The organism is Flavisericum labens (assembly GCF_045446075.1).
In the GTDB taxonomy this organism is placed as follows: domain Bacteria; phylum Bacteroidota; class Bacteroidia; order Flavobacteriales; family Flavobacteriaceae; genus Flavisericum; species Flavisericum labens.
This window is the reverse complement of the sequence record NZ_JBJJBQ010000011.1, coordinates 17,439-38,262: the sequence shown is the minus strand read 5'-3', so window position 1 is coordinate 38,262 and position 20,824 is coordinate 17,439. Positions and strand designations below refer to the sequence as shown.

At 34.3% G+C, this 20,824-nt stretch carries 15 protein-coding genes and 1 pseudogene; all 16 read left to right on the top strand.

The window, feature by feature from the left end:
* Positions 1-2: 2 nt before the first annotated feature.
* The 16 genes and pseudogenes from ACIEHO_RS14660 to ACIEHO_RS14585 all read left to right on the top strand — a co-directional run bounded on the left by ACIEHO_RS14660 (position 3) and on the right by ACIEHO_RS14585 (position 20,823).
* The gene (locus ACIEHO_RS14660; RefSeq protein ID WP_406973053.1) at positions 3-3,389 is read left to right on the top strand and encodes a SusC/RagA family TonB-linked outer membrane protein; all 3,387 of its coding nucleotides are present in this window, start codon (positions 3-5) and stop codon (positions 3,387-3,389) included.
* Positions 3,390-3,402: 13 nt separating this feature from the next.
* Positions 3,403-4,821, top strand: coding sequence for a RagB/SusD family nutrient uptake outer membrane protein (locus ACIEHO_RS14655; RefSeq protein WP_406973051.1), 1,419 nt, complete (start codon positions 3,403-3,405; stop codon positions 4,819-4,821).
* A gap of 19 nt (positions 4,822-4,840) precedes the next feature.
* Positions 4,841-5,950: a glycerophosphodiester phosphodiesterase family protein gene (locus ACIEHO_RS14650; protein ID WP_406973049.1), complete on the top strand. Its 1,110-nt coding sequence runs from the start codon at positions 4,841-4,843 to the stop codon at positions 5,948-5,950.
* An 11-nt stretch (positions 5,951-5,961) separates the two neighbouring features.
* On the top strand, positions 5,962-7,458 hold the full coding sequence (locus ACIEHO_RS14645) for an outer membrane protein assembly factor BamB family protein (protein ID WP_406973047.1): 1,497 nt from the start codon (positions 5,962-5,964) through the stop codon (positions 7,456-7,458).
* An 86-nt stretch (positions 7,459-7,544) separates the two neighbouring features.
* Positions 7,545-9,023, top strand: a complete 1,479-nt coding sequence (locus ACIEHO_RS14640) for an outer membrane protein assembly factor BamB family protein (protein WP_406973045.1) — start codon at positions 7,545-7,547, stop codon at positions 9,021-9,023.
* A gap of 25 nt (positions 9,024-9,048) precedes the next feature.
* Complete coding sequence (locus tag ACIEHO_RS14635) at positions 9,049-9,993, top strand: glycerophosphodiester phosphodiesterase family protein (RefSeq protein WP_406973043.1); 945 nt, start codon at positions 9,049-9,051, stop codon at positions 9,991-9,993.
* Between the two features lie 45 nt (positions 9,994-10,038).
* On the top strand, positions 10,039-11,475 hold the full coding sequence (locus tag ACIEHO_RS14630; protein WP_406973161.1) for an MFS transporter: 1,437 nt from the start codon (positions 10,039-10,041) through the stop codon (positions 11,473-11,475).
* Between the two features lie 26 nt (positions 11,476-11,501).
* Positions 11,502-11,684: pseudogene (locus ACIEHO_RS14625) on the top strand (NAD-dependent epimerase/dehydratase family protein); the annotation flags it as partial.
* A gap of 142 nt (positions 11,685-11,826) precedes the next feature.
* Entirely contained in the window at positions 11,827-12,723 is an 897-nt protein-coding gene (locus ACIEHO_RS14620) for an aldose 1-epimerase (RefSeq protein WP_406973041.1), read from the top strand.
* A 2-nt stretch (positions 12,724-12,725) separates the two neighbouring features.
* The gene (galK, locus tag ACIEHO_RS14615) at positions 12,726-13,874 is read left to right on the top strand and encodes a galactokinase (RefSeq protein ID WP_406973039.1); all 1,149 of its coding nucleotides are present in this window, start codon (positions 12,726-12,728) and stop codon (positions 13,872-13,874) included.
* A gap of 13 nt (positions 13,875-13,887) precedes the next feature.
* Positions 13,888-14,907: a UDP-glucose--hexose-1-phosphate uridylyltransferase gene (locus ACIEHO_RS14610; protein WP_406973037.1), complete on the top strand. Its 1,020-nt coding sequence runs from the start codon at positions 13,888-13,890 to the stop codon at positions 14,905-14,907.
* Positions 14,907-16,529, top strand: a complete 1,623-nt coding sequence (locus ACIEHO_RS14605) for a sulfatase (protein ID WP_406973035.1) — start codon at positions 14,907-14,909, stop codon at positions 16,527-16,529. Before ACIEHO_RS14610 ends, ACIEHO_RS14605 begins: the two co-directional genes overlap by 1 nt.
* A gap of 40 nt (positions 16,530-16,569) precedes the next feature.
* Positions 16,570-18,216 (top strand): sodium/sugar symporter, encoded by a 1,647-nt coding sequence (locus tag ACIEHO_RS14600; protein WP_406973033.1) that lies wholly within the window; start codon positions 16,570-16,572, stop codon positions 18,214-18,216.
* 30 nt (positions 18,217-18,246) lie between these two features.
* Positions 18,247-19,278 carry a UDP-glucose 4-epimerase GalE gene (gene galE, locus ACIEHO_RS14595; RefSeq protein ID WP_406973031.1) on the top strand — a complete coding sequence of 344 codons (1,032 nt, stop codon included), beginning with the start codon at positions 18,247-18,249 and terminating at the stop codon, positions 19,276-19,278.
* A 166-nt stretch (positions 19,279-19,444) separates the two neighbouring features.
* Positions 19,445-20,275 carry an RteC domain-containing protein gene (locus tag ACIEHO_RS14590; RefSeq protein ID WP_406973029.1) on the top strand — a complete coding sequence of 277 codons (831 nt, stop codon included), beginning with the start codon at positions 19,445-19,447 and terminating at the stop codon, positions 20,273-20,275.
* A gap of 269 nt (positions 20,276-20,544) precedes the next feature.
* Complete coding sequence (locus ACIEHO_RS14585; RefSeq protein WP_406973027.1) at positions 20,545-20,823, top strand: helix-turn-helix domain-containing protein; 279 nt, start codon at positions 20,545-20,547, stop codon at positions 20,821-20,823.
* The last annotated feature ends 1 nt before the right edge of the window (position 20,824 follow it).

The window sequence follows — 20,824 nt, the reverse complement described above, 5'->3', positions numbered from 1 at the left end:
TTATGAGAACATTTATCTTTTTACTATGCACTGCTGTTTTTGGGTTCAATTCAATTGATGGATTTTCTCAAGAAAAAGTAATTATTGATCAGGATAAGGAGGCATCTGTTCATCAAGTCTTTCGAATCATTAAAAAACAAACAAAGTACAGGTTTTTATACCCAGAAAGTTTGTTTGATGATACTCCAAAGGTGCAATTAAAAAAAGGAGCTATTGAATTATCTAAACTACTTAATCATACACTTTCAAGTAGTAATGTCAATTTTAAACTTTCTAAAAACAATACTATCATAATTGAGGAGAATGAAAACTCAGCCCGAAAAAATGATAAGAAGCAACAGATAAAGGTTTTGGGAACAGTTATAGATCAAAACGGTCAGCCTCTTCCTGGAGCCAATATTATTGAAAAAGGTACCACCAATGGAACACAAACGGATTTTGATGGTAAATTCACTTTAGAAGTGGTAAATACGAATGCTATTTTGGTAGTATCATATTTAGGTTTTAAATCCCAAGAAGTACTTCTTAATAATAAAACCAATTTGTCAATTGTGCTAGTTGAAGATACTGCTGCTTTAGATGAGGTTGTTGTAGTTGGTTACGGTACATTGTCAAGGGCTAAAGTACTTGGAGCTGTAGCCTCCGTAAAATCAGAGGATATAAGCCAGTTACCTGTTGGTGGTGTAGATGAATCATTGGCAGGAAGAGTAGCTGGGGTACAAGTAGTAACACCTGGAGCACCTGGAACAGGTTCCCAAATAAAGATTAGAGGTGTTGGCACTATCACGGCTGGTAGATCACCTCTTATTGTTGTAGATGGCTACCCGCTAACTGAAGGTAGTGATTTAAATGCCGTAAACCCACTTGATATTGAATCAATTGAAGTTTTAAAAGATGCAGCCTCTACAGCGATTTATGGCTCTAGAGGTGCCAACGGTGTTATTTTTGTAACCACCAAAAGTGCCAAGACAGAAAAAACAACTTTTAGTTTTGAAACTTATACAGGATTTCAATCTGTGCTGAACCCTATGAAATTCTTAAATGCTTCTCAGTATGCACAAATGGTAAAAGAAGCAAGAGACTGGGGCTATGTGTCTGATGACCCCACTAATAGGAGTGAAAATGATGATACAGTAACAAGATTGGCAAATGGTGCTAGACCAAGAAATTTAATTCCTAACAATATAGAAAAATATTTATCAGGAACACCGGGGTTAACAGACAACAATTGGCTAGATGATGTTTTTCAGGATGGAAAGATTCAGAGTTATAATTTATCAGCTTCAGGTAGAAGTGGGAAAACCAAATGGTTTGCCTCTGGTGGATACTTTAGTCAAGAAGGTTTAATAATAGGTTCAGACTTTGAGCGTTTTACCGCCAAAATTAATTTAGAAACAGAGTTTAGTGATAAAGTAAGATTTGGAATAAACCTTACTCCAAGTGTTTCAAATCAGAATTCGGTAGTAGAAGGTTGGACTGATAGCCCAATGCAACAGGCTATATTAATGGAACCGTTCTTTACGCCTTATAATGATGAAGGGGACTTAAATATTAGTCAGCAAATCAGATGGCATAATAATGGTGGTACCGATGGAGCACTTGTAGAGAATCCAGTTGCTATTGCTTTACAAAGAAAAGATGAAAAAAATAAATTTAGACTTTTTGGAAGCACATTTTTAGAAGTTGATATAATCGAAGGATTAACTTTTAAAACCCTATTAGGAGGAGATTTTGATTATTCGTTTAGAGAGGAGTTTAGACCTTCAACTATTGGTAGATATAGAAGAGATGTAGTAGCTTCTGTTCCATCTGCAGGTGAGAGAACAAGAGTTAGAAAAAATTGGATTACGGAAAACACATTAACATATAATAAAGTATTTGAAAATCATAATTTCAATTTACTAGGAGGTTATTCATACCAAAAAGAGTTATTTGAAGAGACTGAGGTAGATGCTCCTGTTTTAGACAGTAATGAAATCACCAATATTGCTGGAACGGCAACAACTACGACTGATAAAAATATCTCAGAATGGATTCTGATATCTTACTTTGGTCGATTACAATATGATTATGATTCTAAATATCTGTTTAGTGCATCTATAAGAAGAGATGGGTCTTCTAGATTTGGTGCTAATACCAAATTTGGGGTCTTTCCTTCACTTTCAGGAGGATGGGTAGTAAGTAAAGAAGATTTTTTTCCTGAAGATAGCTTTTTAACTAATTTAAAGTTTAGATACAGTTGGGGTAAAACAGGAAATAACCAAATAGGAAATTACGGTTCTATTGCTGTTTTAAGACAATTAAACGGGATTTTAGATGATAGCTTTGTAAGTGGGCAAAGACCTAGTACAGCCCCTAATGCAGACCTTTCTTGGGAAACCTCAATAACAAATAATTTTGGGGCAGATATCGGGTTATTTGACAACAAACTTAACTTAAGTGCAGATTATTTTATTGCAAAAACCGAAGACATGCTATTGAATGTACCCGTACCTCTGCAGTCTGGTTTTAGTACTTCATTACAAAATATTGGTAGTATGGAAAACAAAGGTTTTGAATTGATATTATCTACATCAAATATCAATTTAGGAAGGGTAAAATGGAACTCAAGTTTTAACTTCTCTACAGTAGAAAATAAAGTTACTTCGCTAGCTTCTGGTCAAGATCAGATTATAGCAGGAGGAACTAATATAACAAGGGTTGGTCATCCTATAGGTGATTTTTATGGTTTTGTGGTTGATGGTATTTATAAATCGCAATCAGAAATAGATGGTTCTCCGCAAAGTGGTACCACCGTAAAAGTGGGAGATTGGCGAATTGTAGATGTCGACAATAATGGTTTTATTGATGACAACGATAGAACTGTAATAGGGTCTGCTTTACCTGATTTTACATATGGATTCAATAATCGTTTTGCTTACAAAAACTTCGATCTAAATATATTTATTGATGGTGTAGAGGGTAATAAGGTGTTATCGCGTACCGTTCGAAATGCTACCAATGGCCAAGGGTTCTCAAACCAATTAGAATGGTATTTTGAAAATAGATGGCATCCTCAAAATAATCCTAACGGAACATTAGCAAGACCTGATTACACGCAGTCAAGTGAACGTGGAAGAGCTAATGTCTCATCGGCATTCTTGCAAGATGGCTCTTTTTTAAGAATAAGGAACATAACATTAGGATATAATTTACCAGAGTCTGTTACTTCAAAAATAGGATTGCAAAGAATGAGATTATATGCTACCGCAAAGAATCCATTTATGTTCACAGATTTTAAAGGATTTAATCCAGAACAATCTAGGTCTAATCCCTTAGATCCCAGTGATACAGAAGGTAGTTATCCACAAAATAAATCGTTTGTTTTAGGATTAAATGTTTCATTTTAAAAAAAAAAAGACAATGAAAATACTTAAATATATATTCTTTAGTGTTACAATGATGCTCATGAATGCATCATGCGAAGACGACCTTAATTTAGCACCTGAGGACCAAAACACTTCAGCTGGGTTTTATAGAAATGCAGCAGATTTAGAAGCTGCTGTTAATGCTATGTATGGTGCGTTACAACGGGATGGCCTTTATGGTTATAATTATCACATTTTATTAGAAACACGTTCTGATAATACGTTTGAGGAAGAGCCTTCAAATTCAGGTGGCTTTGGCGATATGGATTTGTTTAATAGAGTTACAACAAATCCAGTTATTACTTCAACATGGAGGGATTCTTATATTGCCATTCAAACGGCTAATATCGTACTAAATAGAATTGACGCTATAACCGATATGGATCAAGCAACAAAAGCAACAAGAAAAGGCGAAGCTAGGTTTATACGTGCGTTGATTTATTATAACCTTGTAAATCTATATGGAGATGTACCTTTGGTAACCCAAGAAACAACAAACCCTACTGACTTTTTTGGACAAGGAAGAACATCTAAAGCCGAAGTATTTGCTCAAATAATAACAGATTTATCTGAAGCGCAAAATGAATTGCCCGAGTCGAATGATACTGGTAGGGCAACAAAAGGAGCTGCTAATGCTTTGCTGGGTAAAGTGTATTTAACCAATGGTAATCCGCAAGCAGCAGAAACAGCATTAAGAGCAGTAACCGGTTATACGCTTTTAAATAATTACGCAGATAATTTTGGAGTGAATAATGAAAATGGATCTGAATCTATTTTTGAGATTCAATTCAAGTCTGACGTAAACGGAAACTCTGAAGGTAGCAAATTCGCCACAAGATTTTCTTCTCAAGCTAATCCAGGCTCTCGTGGCAACAATATTATTACTGAGGACTTAGCAAGTTCTTTTGAAGCGGGAGACTTAAGAAGAGATGAAATAGTTCCCGATGCCAGTACCTCAACAGTTTTTATTTCAACTAAATATATTGATGATGATCAGCCCGTAGTGGATGATGGAGATAACAATGTTATAGTACTAAGGTATGCCGATGTATTGTTGATGTTGGCCGAGGCTTTGAATGCCCAAGGGTATGCAGCCGATGGCGAAGCATTTGACTTGTTAAACCAAATAAGAACAAGAGCAGGTTTGGCAAGTTTAACATCAGCTACTGTTACAAATCAAACGGAGTTTATTACAGCGTTGTTAGAAGAGAGAAGGCATGAGCTATTTCATGAACCGCATCGTTGGTTAGATATTAAAAGGTTAGGAGATCCTATTAGCATCATGAATACTCATTTTGATGGTATGCCATCTACAGCCAATATCACTATAAATCAAGAAGACCTTTTACTTCCAATTCCCCAGGCACAAATTGACTCGGATCCTGATAGTATGTCGCAAAATCCGGGATACTAACAAAACTAGAATAGTATAAATGAAAAAGTTTGTATTCATATTTGTATGGTATTTCATGTTGTTTACGGTATTACCATCGTGTAGCACTGATGAACCAAATACTCAAAAATTAACGGCATCATTTTCGTTTCAGCCAGCCGAAGTGCAGATTGGTACTCCTGTTAATTTTACAAATAACTCTACTGGGATTGATGAAAATACAGTGTATGAATGGGATTTTGGAGATGGAAATACTTCAAGCTCCAAAAACCCATCCCATGCATACACTGAAATTGGGGGAGGAACCTATGAGGTAACATTAACGTTACAAAACGGCAATAATACTTCTGCAGTTTCACAAGACGTTAAGGTATATTATAGTAACGATATTAGTGGAAGAAAAGCCCTAATAGATAAATTGAGTGATGATGAAATACTCATCTGTGCGCATAGAGGAAACCATAATGTACATCCTGAAAATTCTATAGCCTCAGTAAATGCAGCCATTACCAATTCTATCGGTATGATTGAAATTGATGTAAGAACATCAAAAGATGGTGAGCTAGTATTAATGCATGATAAAACCATAGACAGAACAACTAATGGTTCTGGTAATGTTTCAGATTTCACACTTCAGGAATTAAAAGAATTCAAACTTTACGATGGTAATGGTGTTTTAACCAACGAAAGAATTCCAACTTTAAAAGAAGTTTTGGCAATATCCAGAGGACAACTTTATATAGATTTAGATATTCATAACAAAGCCCCTTTTGAAAAGGTTTATGCTGATATAAAACAATACGGCATGGTAAAACAAGTGTTGTTTTATTCTAAAGATGTTGCGGTTATCAACAGCATAATAAGTAAGGATGCCAATGCGCTTGCGATGCCTAACATTAGTAGCGAGTCAGATTTCAACACCTATATAGATACGGGTGTTAAAGTAGTGCATTATACTGATGCTTCTTTTAATCAAAATCTAGTTGATAAAGCAAAGGGAGAGGGCTGGTATATTCTAAAAAATGCTTACGTAAACACCAGTACTGTTCCAGTAGATGACAACTATAATCAAATTAATAAAATTGTCAATCTAATGGGAAATATTATACAAACCGATTATCCGGTTTTAGTAAAACAATATATTAATTAAATAAATTAATCATGAAAAGAATAATAACGTTAGCGCTTGTTTTTAGTGCATTAGTGATATATACATTTACATCTTGTGAAAGTGATGATGTAGCTGCTATAGGAAGAGCAGAAACCGTTAAACCAGTAGCTGATTTTTTAGTTACAGCAGAAAAATTTAGAGCAGAAGAAAAAATAGTTTTTACAGACAAGTCATCTGATATAGATGGATTTATAACATCTTGGAATTGGGACTTTGGTGACGGCGAAAGCTCACAAAAGCAGTCTCCAGAACATTTTTATGCAGATGGAGGTGAATACGCCATTACATTAACAGTTGTTGACAATACTGGAAGCTCAAGTATTTTAACCTCTAAAACCATTACTTTAGAACAGTCATTATCAAGTACACCTCCAACTGAGTTATGGAACTATACTTTGGAAGGTAAGTTGAACCATTCATCACCTGCCTTATCGGATGATGGAACGTTGTTTATTGGATTCAATCAGGCTATTAGGGAAAATCAAGGTCCAGATTTTATAGCTATAAAAGATGGTGCAAAAGTTTGGGATCAGGTATTTTTGGAAGGGTCTCAAAATAAGTCAGACCAAATAAGGTCTTCCCCTTCAATTGCTGCTGATGGATCTGTATATACGGCTAGTTTTTACAGTAGAAAAATATGGCGTCTTAATGCATCAACAGGTGTTATTGAAGGAGAATACAATACAGATGCCAGAATACGTTACTCATGTCCTGTTTTTGGAGCTGATGGTACAGTATATGTTGGTGGTTACAACAAAGCAGGAAAAGGTTTTTACTCCTTAGATGCATCTTTAAATACTATGAACTGGGTGTTTGAAGCAGGAGAAGACTTTAACTCAACTCCGGCGATAGCATCTGACGGAACTATTTATGTAAGCTCAACCAATGATAATGTTTATGCCATCAATCCTGATGGAACAGAAAAATGGCGCGCGGTTTACGGAACTTGGGCAGCAACTGCAATAGCAATAGGAGAGGACGGAACTGTTTATTTCGCAGGGGAAAATGGTTCTGAAGGTGTGCTAATTGCTTATAACCCAGCAGATGGTACAGAGAAATGGCGTAAGACTTTACCAGCTAAGGCTAACCAAGGAGGTCCAGCGATAGCTCCAGATGGAACCATTTATCTTGGTGGCTATGAGGAAAAAATGATTGCTTACAACCCAGATGGTACTGAAAAATGGTCTTATACAGCAAATGGAGCAATAGAGACTGTACCAGCCATTGATAATGAAGGTAACCTATATTTTGGAGACCTTGCTGGATTCTTTCATGTCATAAGTTCTGATGGCGAGAAATTATATAAAGTTGTGAAGCTTGGTGATGAAATTCATTCATCGGCTGTAATAGGTTCAGATGGCACTATATATGTAGCTGCAAATGATGGTGATTTTGGCAAAGTTTATGCGTTCCAAACAGAAGCTACAGGATTAGCAAATGGAGGTTGGCCTATGTATGCCAAGGATGCTAAGCATACGGGTAGATAAAGTATTCAAAACCAATTTATTAAATAAATATCGGACGGTTCTTTTTAAGAGCCGTCTAGATAACTAACATTCAAAACTTAAATATTATGAAAAAATTTTACACAGTATTAGGATTATTATTATCTATGGCCTCTTATGGTCAGTTAGTTGAAAGCTGGTCTTATACATTACCAGATAAAGTAGCTTACTCGGGTCCAGCTATTGCAAATGATGGTACAATTTACATAGCTTGTGATTATGGTACAAGAGAAACACTAACCTATGAGACTTCTCCTGAAAATCTCTTTGCTATAAACCCAAATAACACTCTAAAATGGATGGGACATGTTAATGAAGGTTCTTCTCAAGGTAAAGTAGATCAAGTTATATCCAGTCCTTCAATAAATGCAGATGGATCAGTTTATATAAGCGGTCATTATGGAAGACGTGTACATAGATTTAATGCTGCTACGGGGGATACTTTACGTACTTTTTATATGAACTCTCGAGTACGCTATTCAGCTCCAGCTTTTGCCTCAAATGGAGAAGTTTATATAATGACTCGTAATAACAATAATAGAGGAGCTCGAAACTTCACTCTCGATTTGACAACACAAAATTGGATTTTTGAAACAGGAACTGATTTTAATTGCGTACCTGCTATAGCATCTGATGGAACTATTTATGCCATTGCAACTAACGATAATATTTATGCAATTAATCCAGATGGTACTCAAAAATGGTCTGCAACATATGGGTCAGGTGGTTATGCCAGTTCAGCAATAGCGCTTGCAGATGATGGAACAATTTATGCTTCCGCAAAATTAAATTCAGCAGGTGATGGTGTATTGAAAGCATATAACCCGATAGATGGTACTGAGAAATGGTCTGTTACCTTTACTGGCGAGAATGTAGAGAAGGGTGGTCCAGCAGTTGCCGCTGATGGAACTGTGTATTTAGGTAATACTGGAGGAAAAATGCAAGCATTTAATCCATTAAATGGAAATATACTTTGGACTTACACAGCAAGTTCAGCAATTGAAGTTGTTCCTGCTATTGATAATCTTGGCAGATTATATTTTGGTGACACTAGTGGAATGTTTTATGTGCTTAATAGCGATGGTACAGAAGCTTACACGCCTTTAAGTTTAGGAACTAAAATTACATCTCCGGCTGCCATTAATTCAGATGGTACAATTTACGTTGGTGTTGAAACAGCTTCTGCGGGTAAATTAAGTGCCTTAACTACTTCTGCAACTGGTTTACAAGTAGGAGGCTGGCCTATGTATGGTAAAAATGCAAGACACACATCAAACGTAAACGCCATTACCTTATCAACATCTAAAGAATCTATTAACGGATTCACAGTATACCCTAATCCAGTTAATAATGGAGAGTTTTATGTATCAACAGCTTCAAATGGTATAAAATCGATTCAAATCTTTGATATGTTAGGTAAACAAGTGTACACAAAAAGTATTGAAGCAAATGAGATGATTAAAACTTCAAATCTAAGAGCTGGAGTTTATATTTTGAAAGTAAATGAAGATGCTAAAGTAGCAACCTCAAAATTAGTGATTAAATAAACTTAGCTGAAACATTAAAAATATCATGCGAACACCCATTTTACTTATAATTATTTTTTTAGCTGTTTTTACTGGATGCAAAGAAGAATGTCCTTGTGATTCAAATAGTAAAAATGATGGAAAATTGACAGTAAACTCAACCTTAAAAGATAAAATAGCAAATTTAGAAGATTCAAATGACAATCAAATCATTGTTGTTTCTCATAGAGGAGATTGGCGAAATGCACCAGAAAACTCTATACAGGCTATAGAAAATTGTATTGAAATGGGTGTTGACATGGTTGAAATTGATATAAGAGAAACAAAAGATGGTCACTTAGTTTTAATGCACGACAAAACTATAGATAGAACTACTACTGGTAAGGGTAATATAAATGAATGGTCCTTGGATTCTCTGAGAACATTACGGTTAGTTGATGGACTAGGGGTGGCAACCCAACATAAAATACCTACTCTAAAACAAGCTTTAGAAGTAGCCAAGGGCAAAATATTAGTTAATCTAGATAAGAGTTATAGCATTTTTGACAAATGTTATGCCATTATCAAAGAAACCGATACACAAGACCAAGTTGTAATTAAAGGGGCAAAATCTTTGTCCGAGGTTGAAAATGAATTTGGAGCTTACCTAGGTAAAGTTCATTTTATGCCAATATTAGGATTGCCAAATAACAACGCAACTACAATAGTTGAAGAGTATTTATCTTCTAGTAACACACCTGTAGCATTTGAATTTACGGTGAAACATGATAGTATCAAATTCATAAAAGAATTTAAAAAAATCAGGGATAGGGGCTCAAGTATTTGGGTTAATGCACTATGGGCACATCACAATGCAGGGCATGATGATGAAAAAGCTGTTCAAAATCCTGCAATTTACGATTGGTTTATTGATAATAATATTGATATCATTCAAACCGATAGACCTGAATTATTATTGAAGTATTTAAGGAGCAAAGGACTTCATAACTAAGAACTATTAATAGCATGAGTTAGTCTTAATTTAGTTTAGTTGAAAGTGAAATGGCGCAGTTGTATTACTGCGCTTTTTCCAAATAATATTCTTCCCGAAAAACTCATCAAAAAATTTAAAAATTTAATTATGATTAAAATTATTAAAAAATTCTTTGCCCCACTTCCAGCAAAGGAAGAGATAAATGATGTAACAGAATCAACTAGAAAATATAAGCTGTCCAAATGGAGTGTTTTTCTCTCGGCCACATTTGGATATGCTTTTTTTTATGTATGTAGGTTGAGTTTGAGCGTCATTAAAAAACCTCTAGTGGATGCAGAAATATTTGACCCTGCACAATTAGGACAAATTGGTTCGGCTCTTTTCTTTTCCTATGCAATAGGTAAGTTAGTAAATGGCTTTTTATCAGACCATTTAAATGTCAATAAATTTATTTCAATAGGTTTACTTTTTACGGCTTTAGCCAACTTAATTTTGGGCTTTTTTCCAATTTTTGTGGTGTTTATTGTAGTCTGGGGTTTAAGCGGTTGGTTTCAGTCACAGGGAGCAGCTCCCTGTGTAGTAGCGCTTACCAGGTGGTTTAAGGCAAAAGAGCGAGGTACCTATTATGCCGCGTGGAGTGCCAGTCATAACATAGGTAAGGCAATTGCTTTTACACTGTTGCCATTATTGATTGGTTTGGGAGGTTGGCAATGGGGCTTTTGGGGAGCAGGAATAGTTGGAATACTTGGAGCAATTATGGTAAAGATATTCCTGTACGATAGTCCAGAGAGCAAAGGTTTGCCTTCTGTTGTATCGCTAGAGCAGAAAGAGAAAGGGGAAGAACCACTTGAAAATAAGTCCAAAGATGTAAGTAGTTCTCAAAAGGCCATATTAAAAAATCCAGCTATTTGGTTACTTGCGCTTTCATCGGCGTTGATGTATGTCATCCGATATGCCATAGAGAGCTGGGGAGTGTTTTATGCCGAGGCAGAGAAAGGCTACAGCAATATTGAGGCAGCTCAAATTATTGGATTGACAGCCATATCGGGAATCATAGGAACGGTAGTGTCAGGATTTATTTCAGACAGGTTTTTTAAAGGCAGTAGAAATGTACCGGCTTTGGTGGCAGGAATTCTCAATGTTGCATCTGTGTCAGTCTTTTTGTTTTATACAAACTCAAATGTACTAACAGATTCAATTTCAATGGTAGTACACGGGTTTGCTATTGGTATCTTAATTACTTTTTTAGGAGGTTTAATGGCTGTGGATTTAGCGCCAAAGAAAGCCGCAGGTGCAGCCATGGGATTAATCGGTATAGCTAGTTATGCGGGAGCAGGTATCCAAGAGGTTATGAGTGGCATATACATAGAGGATTCTTCATCAATGGTTGAAGGAGTAATGACTTATGATTTTTCACAGATAAGAATATTTTGGTTAGGCGCAGCGATACTTTCAATGATTTTAGCTGTATTAGTTTGGAATGCAAAAGCTAAAGATTGAAGTAATTAAATAATTAAGTTTTTATGATGAAAAAGAGAATAATGGTAACAGGTGGTTGCGGTTATATTGGATCGCATACCGTAGTTGCTTTAATAGAAAATGGTTTTGAAGTCTTAATACTTGACGATTTATCCAATTCCAATAAAGAAGTTCTTGAAAGAATTAAAACTATCACAGGTACAAGGCCAAAGCTTTTAGAGGTTGATTTATAGGATAGCTTTTTATATTAGAAAATTTATACTAATAAACCCTTTAATTGATGTATTAGTACCCCCTTGTTCGATCATAAAATATTTAAAATTGAAATCTATATTTATTAAAAATGAATACAAACCTAAATTTAAAAATTAATTGTACCTAATCAAACATACCAAAGATTCAAAAAACAATCTTGATTTTATAGAAATAGAAGATTCTGAAAAAGTATCCTATGCAAAAATCTATTTAAATTTGGGAGCCAGTATACAAGAGTTAGTTCTTAATAATCACCATATCATAAGGGATTTAAGCTCCTTAACCTACGATGAAACTTATGCCTCTTCAATTTTGTTTCCATTTGCTAACAGGATTGCAGATGGCAAGTATGATTTTGATGGAAATACATATTTTTTAAATATTAATCAACAAAAGGAAAACAATGCCTTGCACGGCTTGGTTTATAATAAAACATTTCAACTGGTTGCAAAAAAAACCATAAAAGATGAAGCTGCAGTTTTTTTGCGATACGAAGAAAAAGAATATGTCCACGGGTTTCCTTATACTTACAGAATTGATTTAAAATATACGTTAACCAATCGTAGTCTTGATTTATCAGTGTCGGTTAAAAACACAGATTTTAAAACCTTTCCTTTTACCATTGGTTGGCATCCATATTTTACTAGTACTAATTTATATAATAGCATTGTTCGATTTAAAAGCCATAAACATGTTAATTTTGATGAAAGAAATATAACTCAAGGATTAAGAAATATTGAAATAAATAATGAATTTAAGATTAAGAATAAGTCTTTAGATGATTGTTTTGTACTAGACTCAAATAATATTTTATTTGAAACACCTGATTATAGTTTTGAGTTGACCTCTTCTGAAAAAAAATCCTTTTTACAATTATATACACCGCCTAAGGATAATACCCTAGCTATTGAGCCAACTACTGGGATTTCAAATAGTTTCAACAATAAAATAGGTTTAAAAGTCTTAAAACCAAACGACAGCTATAACATTAACTGGAAGCTTAAACTAAATTAGAAATGAACACTTTATTAGTCAAAAATATCAAAAGCACCTTTGAAAATAAGTTTAAAACTGAACTGATAATGATTTTCTCACCAGGTCGAATTAACCTTATTGGTGAGCATACCGATTATAATGATGGCTTTGTATTTCCTGCAGCTGTTGATAAAGGTATTGTAGCTGCTATTGGAAAAAGCGATTCTAATTCGTCCGTAGCATTTGCAGCCGACAAAGATGAAATCTTAGAGTTTAGTATAAATCAAATAAAACCATTAGCGCAAGGCAGTTGGCAAAATTATTTACTTGGTGTAGTTGCGGAAATCCAAAATAGAAGTAAAACCATAGGTGATTTTAATATTGTATTTGGTGGTGATATTCCCGGAGGGGCTGGTATGTCATCTTCAGCAGCTTTAGAAAACAGTATCGTTTTTGGACTTAATGAACTTTTTAGCTTAGGATTATCAAAAGAGGATATGATTTTAATTTCACAAAAAGCTGAACATAATTATGTCGGTGTTAAATGTGGTATTATGGATCAATATGCCAGCATGTTTGGCATTGAAAATAACGCCTTATTGTTAGATTGTAGAACCGTGAAATCCAAACCTTTTGAAATAGATTTTAAAGATTATGAGCTTATCTTGATTAATACGAATGTTAAGCATAGTTTATCCGATAGTGCCTATAACGATAGGCGTTCAGTTTGTGAATCTATAGCAGAAATGCTGAACGTAAAAGCACTTCGTGATGCCACAGAGTTCGATTTAGATACTATTAAAGATCAAGTAACACCAGAAAACTATCAAAAAGCATTATATGTAATTCAAGAAAATGAAAGGGTTGTTAAAGCATCCAAGGCCATGCAAGAAGGAGATTTAAAAACCTTGGGAGAACTCATTTATGCATCTCACAACGGATTGCAAAATAAATATAAAGTAAGCTGCGAAGAATTAGATTTTTTAGTTGAACAAGCCAAAACAAACCCTAATATATTAGGAGCACGTATGATGGGTGGCGGTTTTGGAGGCTGTACCATAAATCTAATTTCTAAAACAGAAACGTCATCTTTTAAGGCGTTTATTTCTGAAGCTTACAAAGAAAAATTTGACAAGGCATGTTCAATATATTCAGTTAAATTATCTGATGGAACTCATCTAATAAACTAATACAATTCATAAAATGAATACCGATTTACAAGACTATTCTCATAAGCGTTTAAATATACTTACCAATGAATGGGTTTTAGTCTCACCCCATCGAGCCAAAAGACCATGGCAAGGGCAGAATGAAGCTTTATCAAAAGAGGTAAGACCAAGTTATGATGAAACCTGTTATTTATGTGCTGGCAACGCTCGAATCAATGGAGAAATAAATCCGAAATACGAAGTTGTATTTGTGTTCACTAATGATTTTGCAGCATTACAAACTGGTTCAAAAAGCTTCAAAGTTGAAGATGGGCTTCTACAAGCACAAAGTGAACAAGGTATTTGTAAGGTGATTTGCTTTAGTCCAGACCACTCCAAAAGCTTGGCTCAAATGGAAGTTAAGGATATTCAAAAAGTAGTTTTCGCATGGCAAAGGGAGTACCGAGAATTGGGGAGTAATCCAGATATTAATTACGTTCAAATTTTTGAAAACAAAGGTGCAGTAATGGGCTGCAGTAATCCACATCCACATGGGCAAATATGGAGTCAGTCCACACTTCCAAATGAAGTGGATAAAAAGGATAAACAGCAATATTCATATTATATGAAAAACGGAAGAAGCCTTTTAGGTGATTATCTAAAGCAAGAATTAGAATTGCAAGAGCGTATCATTTTTGAAAACGATGCTTTTGCAGTATTAGTGCCTTTTTGGGCTATCTGGCCATTTGAAACTATGATAGTACCTAAAAAGCATCAATCTAATATTTTAGTTTTAAATAAAGAAGAATCATTGCAATATGCAGAGGCTATTTCGGTAATAACAAAAGCTTACGATAAAGTATTTAACACTTCTTTCCCATATTCTAGCGGTATTCATCAAGCACCAACAGATGGAAATGCCAATAATCATTGGCATTGGCACATGAGTTTTTATCCGCCACTTTTAAGAAGTGCTACGGTTAAAAAATTCATGGTCGGCTATGAAATGTTTGGGTCACCACAAAGAGATATTACAGCAGAACAAGCAGTAAAAACATTAAAATCTTTATTGTAATGATTATAACATTCATAAAAAATAATTACAGACTTATGTTTTATAGCGTTTTATTAAGTATGCTATTTATTTCTTGCTCAGACGCTTCAAACAAATCAAATAAATCAGCAACAATACAAAAACCAAATATCCTATTCATTTTAGTTGATGATTTAGGAGTAAACGATTTAGCCTTTACTGGAAGTACCTATTATGAAACACCCAATATAGATCGTTTGGCTTCAGAAAGTACAATTTTTACACAAGGTTATGCTTGCAGTCGTGTTTGTAGTCCATCTCGAGCCAGTATTATGACGGGGAAATTTACGGCGAGGCATGGCATTACCGATTGGATAGGTGCAAAATCAGGAATCGATTGGCGACAGTTAAAGAGAGAAGATAAATTATTGCCAGCTGATTATATTCATAACTTATCAAAAGAAGACATAACCTTAGCTGAAACCATGAAAGCCAATGGTTACAAAACTTTTTTTGCTGGCAAATGGCATTTAGGAGGAATAGGTTCTTACCCCGAGGATCATGGTTTTGATATTAATATAGGAGGTTGGGATTCTGGCAGTCCAATAGGCGGCTACTTTTCACCTTTTGAAAACCCTAAGTTAGAAGATAAGATAGATGGAGAAAATCTCTCTATGCGTTTAGCCAATGAAACGGCAAATTTTATAAGGCAAAATAAAGAAACTCCGTTTTTAGCTTTTTTATCATTTTACGCAGTTCACGGACCCATTCAAACAACTGAAGATAAGTGGAAAAAATACATAGATAAAGCTGATTTACAAGGTTTTAAAGGAAGTGGTTTTGTTATGGAGCGTAAGTTACCTATTCGTCAAACCCAAGACAACACTATTTATGCTGGTTTGGTAGAAAGTATGGATGATGCCGTAGGATTGGTACTAAAAGCACTTGATGTATCTGATTTAGATAAAAATACCATAGTCATTTTCACATCAGATAATGGAGGTGTATCTTCAGGAGATGCTTTTTCAACTTCTAACCTACCATTTAGAGGAGGCAAAGGTTACCAATGGGAAGGAGGGATAAAAGGGCCTTATTTAATTTATGTCCCTTGGCAAAATTCTAATGGTAAAGAAGTGACTTACCCTGTTACTGGTGCTGATTTTTATCCAACCATTTTAGATTATGCCCAAATAGATTTATTAGAAAAACAACATAAAGACGGTGTCAGTTTAAGACAGTTAATTGAAAAAGAAGAAGTGTTTCCTGAACGCCCTTTGTACTGGCATTATCCGCATTATGGAAATCAAGGTGGTGATCCTTCATCTATTATTAGACAAGGAGATTGGAAATTAATTCATTATTATGAAGACGATATTAATGAATTATACAATTTAAATGAAGACGCTTATGAACAGAATAATTTGGCTTCAAAATTCCCCAGAATAACAAATAAACTTAGTAATAATCTAAAAAGCTGGCTAATAAGTGTAAAGGCTAAATTTCCTAAAAAAGATTTAGAATTTGATTCTGTTAAAAGAGTCAATTATGATAAAAAAATAGTTGAAAAACTACTGCCCAAACTTGAAAAAGAGCGCATAAATATGCTATCCAAAGATTTTAAACCAAACAAAGATTGGTGGGGAAGTAAACTAACAAAAGATTAAAATAATCTTGAAGTAATTATATAACTAAACTAAAACTACTATGACAAATGGATTTGAATTTTGGGATTATGCAGTGTTTATCGCATATGCCATTTTAATTTTAGGAGTAGGGCTATGGGTCTCTCGCGATAAAGCAGGTCATGAAAAAAATGCAGAAGATTATTTTTTAGCAAGTAAATCATTGCCATGGTGGGCCATAGGGACCTCCCTAATAGCAGCCAATATTTCCGCAGAACAGTTTATTGGTATGTCTGGATCTGGATTTGCATTAGGTTTGGCTATTGCTTCATATGAATGGATGGCAGCCATAACATTAATTATAGTTGGTAAATATTTTTTACCAATTTTCATAGAAAAAGGGCTTTATACTATTCCAGAATTTGTAGAAAAGCGATTTTCAACAAACCTAAAAACGATTTTGGCAGTGTTTTGGATTGCATTGTATGTATTTGTAAATCTTGCTTCAGTTCTGTATTTAGGAGGCTTAGCCATTGAAACCATTATGGGGTTTGACATGATATATGCTGTAATTGGTTTAGCATTGTTCGCTGCGGCTTATTCATTATATGGCGGATTATCAGCTGTTGCCTGGACTGATGTTATACAAGTTGTGTTTCTAGTTTTAGGTGGTTTGTTTACCACTTATTTGGCTTTGAATACCGTTTCAGGAGGCGAAGGTATTATCGTAGGATTCTCTAAAGTTATGGAAGCTGCACCAGAAAAGTTTCATATGATTTTAGACGAATTTAATAGTGATGGTAGCACTAATGCGAATTATTTGAATTTACCTGGAGTATGGGTTTTAATTGGAGGGTTATGGGTTGCCAATATTTACTATTGGGGTTTCAATCAATATATTATTCAACGCACGCTAGCTGCAAAATCTTTAAAAGAATCACAAAAAGGTATTTTGTTAGCAGCTGGGTTAAAAATAATTATTCCTCTTATAGTGGTTGTTCCAGGAATTGCTGCTTATGTCATGGTAAATGATCCAGCTATTATGGCAGGATTAGGAGAAGCTGGTCAATTAAGTTTACCATCAACAGAACAAGCAGACAAAGCATATCCTTGGTTATTACAGTTTTTACCAACGGGTCTAAAAGGTGTAGCATTTGCAGCCCTAGCGGCAGCTATAGTATCTTCACTAGCATCCATGTTAAATTCTACGTCAACCATTTTTACAATGGATATTTATAAACAGTATATTAATAAAGATGCTAATGATAAAACAACTGTAAATGTTGGTCGAATCTCTGCAGCAGTGGCACTAGTTATAGCTGTTATTATGGCGCCTTTATTAGGAGGTATTGACCAAGCATTTCAATTTATTCAGGAATGGACAGGTGTTGTTAGTCCAGGTATATTGGCGGTATTCATCTTAGGATTATTTTGGAAAAAGACAACAAATGCAGCAGCCATTTGGGGAGCACTTTTATCAATTCCAATTGCTTTGGTATTGAAATTCATCCCTATTTCAGGATTAGAGCCTTGGATGCATCAAATGGGCTTGACAGCTTTGTTAACCATGCTAGTGATTATAATAATAAGTTATTTACAAAATAAAGGTAAAGTGGATGAAAAAGGAATTAAATTATCTAAGGAATTATTTAAAACGTCACCACTATTTAATATAGGATCAATTGTTGTGTGTATTGTTACGGCTACTTTATACTGTTTATTTTGGTAAACTATATGTGAAATTAAACTATCTAAAAAAATGAAACAAAGAATTATAGTGACTGGAGGCTGTGGATATATAGGTTCTCACACTGTTATAGCATTAATAGAGAATAATTTTGAAGTTATAATCATTGATGACTTATCCAATTCCAATAAACAAGTTTTAGAAAGAATAAAGAAAATAACTGGTGTTACTCCAAAGCTTTTTACTAATGATTTAAAAGAAGCCTTTTTAGCGGATAATGCTTTTAGGTATAACAAAAATATTGATGCCGTGATTCATTTTGCGGCTCACAAGGCCGTTTCAGAATCAGTTGAAAAGCCACTTATGTATTACCAAAACAATCTTTGTACACTTATAAATACTTTAATTGCAATGGAGACATATGATATTAATAATTTTATATTTTCTTCATCAGCAACAGTTTATGGAAATCCAAAGACCTTACCAATAAAAGAATCTAATGAAATCTTACGCCCCTTTTCACCATATGGTAACACCAAAAAAATAGCAGAGGAGATTATTGAGGATGTGGTAAAAGCTAATACTAAATTGTCTGCAATTTCCTTACGTTATTTTAACCCTACAGGAGCACATGAATCTGGTTTAATTGGAGAACTTCCCAATGGAATTCCTAATAATTTAATGCCTTATATAACGCAAACCGCTATGGGAGTTCGTGAAAAGCTTAAGGTTTTTGGGAATGACTACCCAACAAATGATGGAACACCAATTAGAGATTATATTCATGTGGTAGATCTGGCAGAAGCACATGTTATTGCCCTAAAAAGACTTTTAAATAAGGAGCAAGAAACACCATTTGAAACTTTTAATTTAGGAACAGGCAATGGATATTCAGTTATGGAAATCATAAAAATGTTTGAAAAAGTATCTCAGAATAAATTGAACTATCAGATAACTACTCGTAGAGATGGTGATGTACCAGTATTATATGCCTCAACTGATGTAGCTGAAGAAAAACTTAAATGGAAAGCACAAAGGGGATTAGAAGACATGATATTTTCTTCATGGAAATGGGAGCAGAATTATAGAAAAGAGTTGCGTTAATCCAATAATATTGAAAGTAAAAGAGATATGTAGAAACAGGCTCATGAAAACAATCATCACATTAATTATTAAAACCTAAATAAAAAATATGTAAAGAAAAAAAATTAAATAATTTACCTCTAAGAAAATTAATAGCTAACCAAGGTTATACCCCTAAAACTCTGGTATGTTATATGAAAAAATATTAAAAACTTTTAATGAAGAATTAAAAGACATACATCTTAGAATTTCATCCCCTCTGGAAGAAGCAAACCTAGTTATTGCTCTCTGTACTCTCTCCTTAGCGAAATTCCAAAAAGCCGTCGAAAAACATGGCTTTCAAAATATAGATAAGGAGATTCACTTTTTCAAATCTGTAAAGGTTATTCCTATGCAATATTTAATCTATTACACAGAGCTCCGTTCTTGCGAGTTAGGTATTCCAAAAGCAGGCGATATTTTTCAAATACAATTTTTAGAAAAGCTGCAGGAAGAAGTAAATCTATTCTTTAAAAAGCATAAAGAGTTTTTGAGCTATATAGAATTAAAGCACACACTTCTAGATAAATACTATTACACTCGTAAGTATATAAATAAAATTCAACCCATTAAAACATACCCCTATTACAAAGACCCTAACTTTAATACATCTCATGATATTTTACTAGCCAGAGTTCGTGCATTTGAATTATTTATAAATTATATAAATAAAAGAAGATTTAAAATCGAAAATAGAATAACTGATTTTATTGAAAACAAATTAATTTGGACAGGCACTTATGCGGGGTTTATAGAATTTATATATGGATGTCAAGCCATGGGATATTTTAACAATGGTAATACTGAAACAAGCAAGATTGTCGAAATACTAGGTGACTTTTTAGGTATTGAGAAAGGTAACCCTTCTAGAACCTACAACGAAATAAAATATCGGAAAAGTTCAAGAATCAAATTTTTTGAAGAAACTGGTCAAAAACTGCTCCGTAAAATGGAAGATGAAGACGGTTTAGATTCATGAGTTTTATCACCGAACTCGGTCGTCACTCGGTTTTTATGTTTCAAATTTATTTTGAATCATTTTGATGTTCGATTCATTCATTATCATATCTCAAAACGGTTTAAAAACTACCAAATAAAAGATATTAAAATAAAACCGAACTCGGTTCAGGCTCTGATAAAAACTCAACAATACGATTCAATTTTGTCAAACGAAAGTCAAATCAGGGCAAAGTCGTCATAAAAAACATATAATCATTGGCGGCTTTGTTTTAAAACAACATTTAAAGTATGGCAGCAACAATTATTACTACCGAAGATCTCCGAGAATTTAAAATGGAATTACTCGATGATATTAAACAATTACTTGACAATCAATCAGGTCATGTCACTAAAAAATGGCTAAAATCTCCAGAGGTGAGAGATTTACTAGGTATCTCACCAGGAACATTGCAAAACCTTAGAATCAATGGCACCTTACCATATACCAAAGTTGGAGGTGTGCTTTATTACGATTATCAAGAAATTATGCAGGTATTAGAAGATAACAGAATCCATAATAAGTTCTAAG

What these genes read in the sequence shown, in the direction of transcription:
- ACIEHO_RS14660 (WP_406973053.1), top strand. Translation starts at nt 3, where the DNA reads ATGAGAACATTTATCTTTTTACTATGCACTGCTGTTTTTGGGTTCAAT.
- ACIEHO_RS14655 (WP_406973051.1), top strand. Translation starts at nt 3,403, where the DNA reads ATGAAAATACTTAAATATATATTCTTTAGTGTTACAATGATGCTCATG.
- ACIEHO_RS14650 (WP_406973049.1), top strand. Translation starts at nt 4,841, where the DNA reads ATGAAAAAGTTTGTATTCATATTTGTATGGTATTTCATGTTGTTTACG.
- ACIEHO_RS14645 (WP_406973047.1), top strand. Translation starts at nt 5,962, where the DNA reads ATGAAAAGAATAATAACGTTAGCGCTTGTTTTTAGTGCATTAGTGATA.
- ACIEHO_RS14640 (WP_406973045.1), top strand. Translation starts at nt 7,545, where the DNA reads ATGAAAAAATTTTACACAGTATTAGGATTATTATTATCTATGGCCTCT.
- ACIEHO_RS14635 (WP_406973043.1), top strand. Translation starts at nt 9,049, where the DNA reads ATGCGAACACCCATTTTACTTATAATTATTTTTTTAGCTGTTTTTACT.
- galK (WP_406973039.1), top strand. Translation starts at nt 12,726, where the DNA reads ATGAACACTTTATTAGTCAAAAATATCAAAAGCACCTTTGAAAATAAG.
- ACIEHO_RS14610 (WP_406973037.1), top strand. Translation starts at nt 13,888, where the DNA reads ATGAATACCGATTTACAAGACTATTCTCATAAGCGTTTAAATATACTT.
- ACIEHO_RS14605 (WP_406973035.1), top strand. Translation starts at nt 14,907, where the DNA reads ATGATTATAACATTCATAAAAAATAATTACAGACTTATGTTTTATAGC.
- ACIEHO_RS14600 (WP_406973033.1), top strand. Translation starts at nt 16,570, where the DNA reads ATGACAAATGGATTTGAATTTTGGGATTATGCAGTGTTTATCGCATAT.
- galE (WP_406973031.1), top strand. Translation starts at nt 18,247, where the DNA reads ATGAAACAAAGAATTATAGTGACTGGAGGCTGTGGATATATAGGTTCT.
- ACIEHO_RS14590 (WP_406973029.1), top strand. Translation starts at nt 19,445, where the DNA reads ATGTTATATGAAAAAATATTAAAAACTTTTAATGAAGAATTAAAAGAC.
- ACIEHO_RS14585 (WP_406973027.1), top strand. Translation starts at nt 20,545, where the DNA reads ATGGCAGCAACAATTATTACTACCGAAGATCTCCGAGAATTTAAAATG.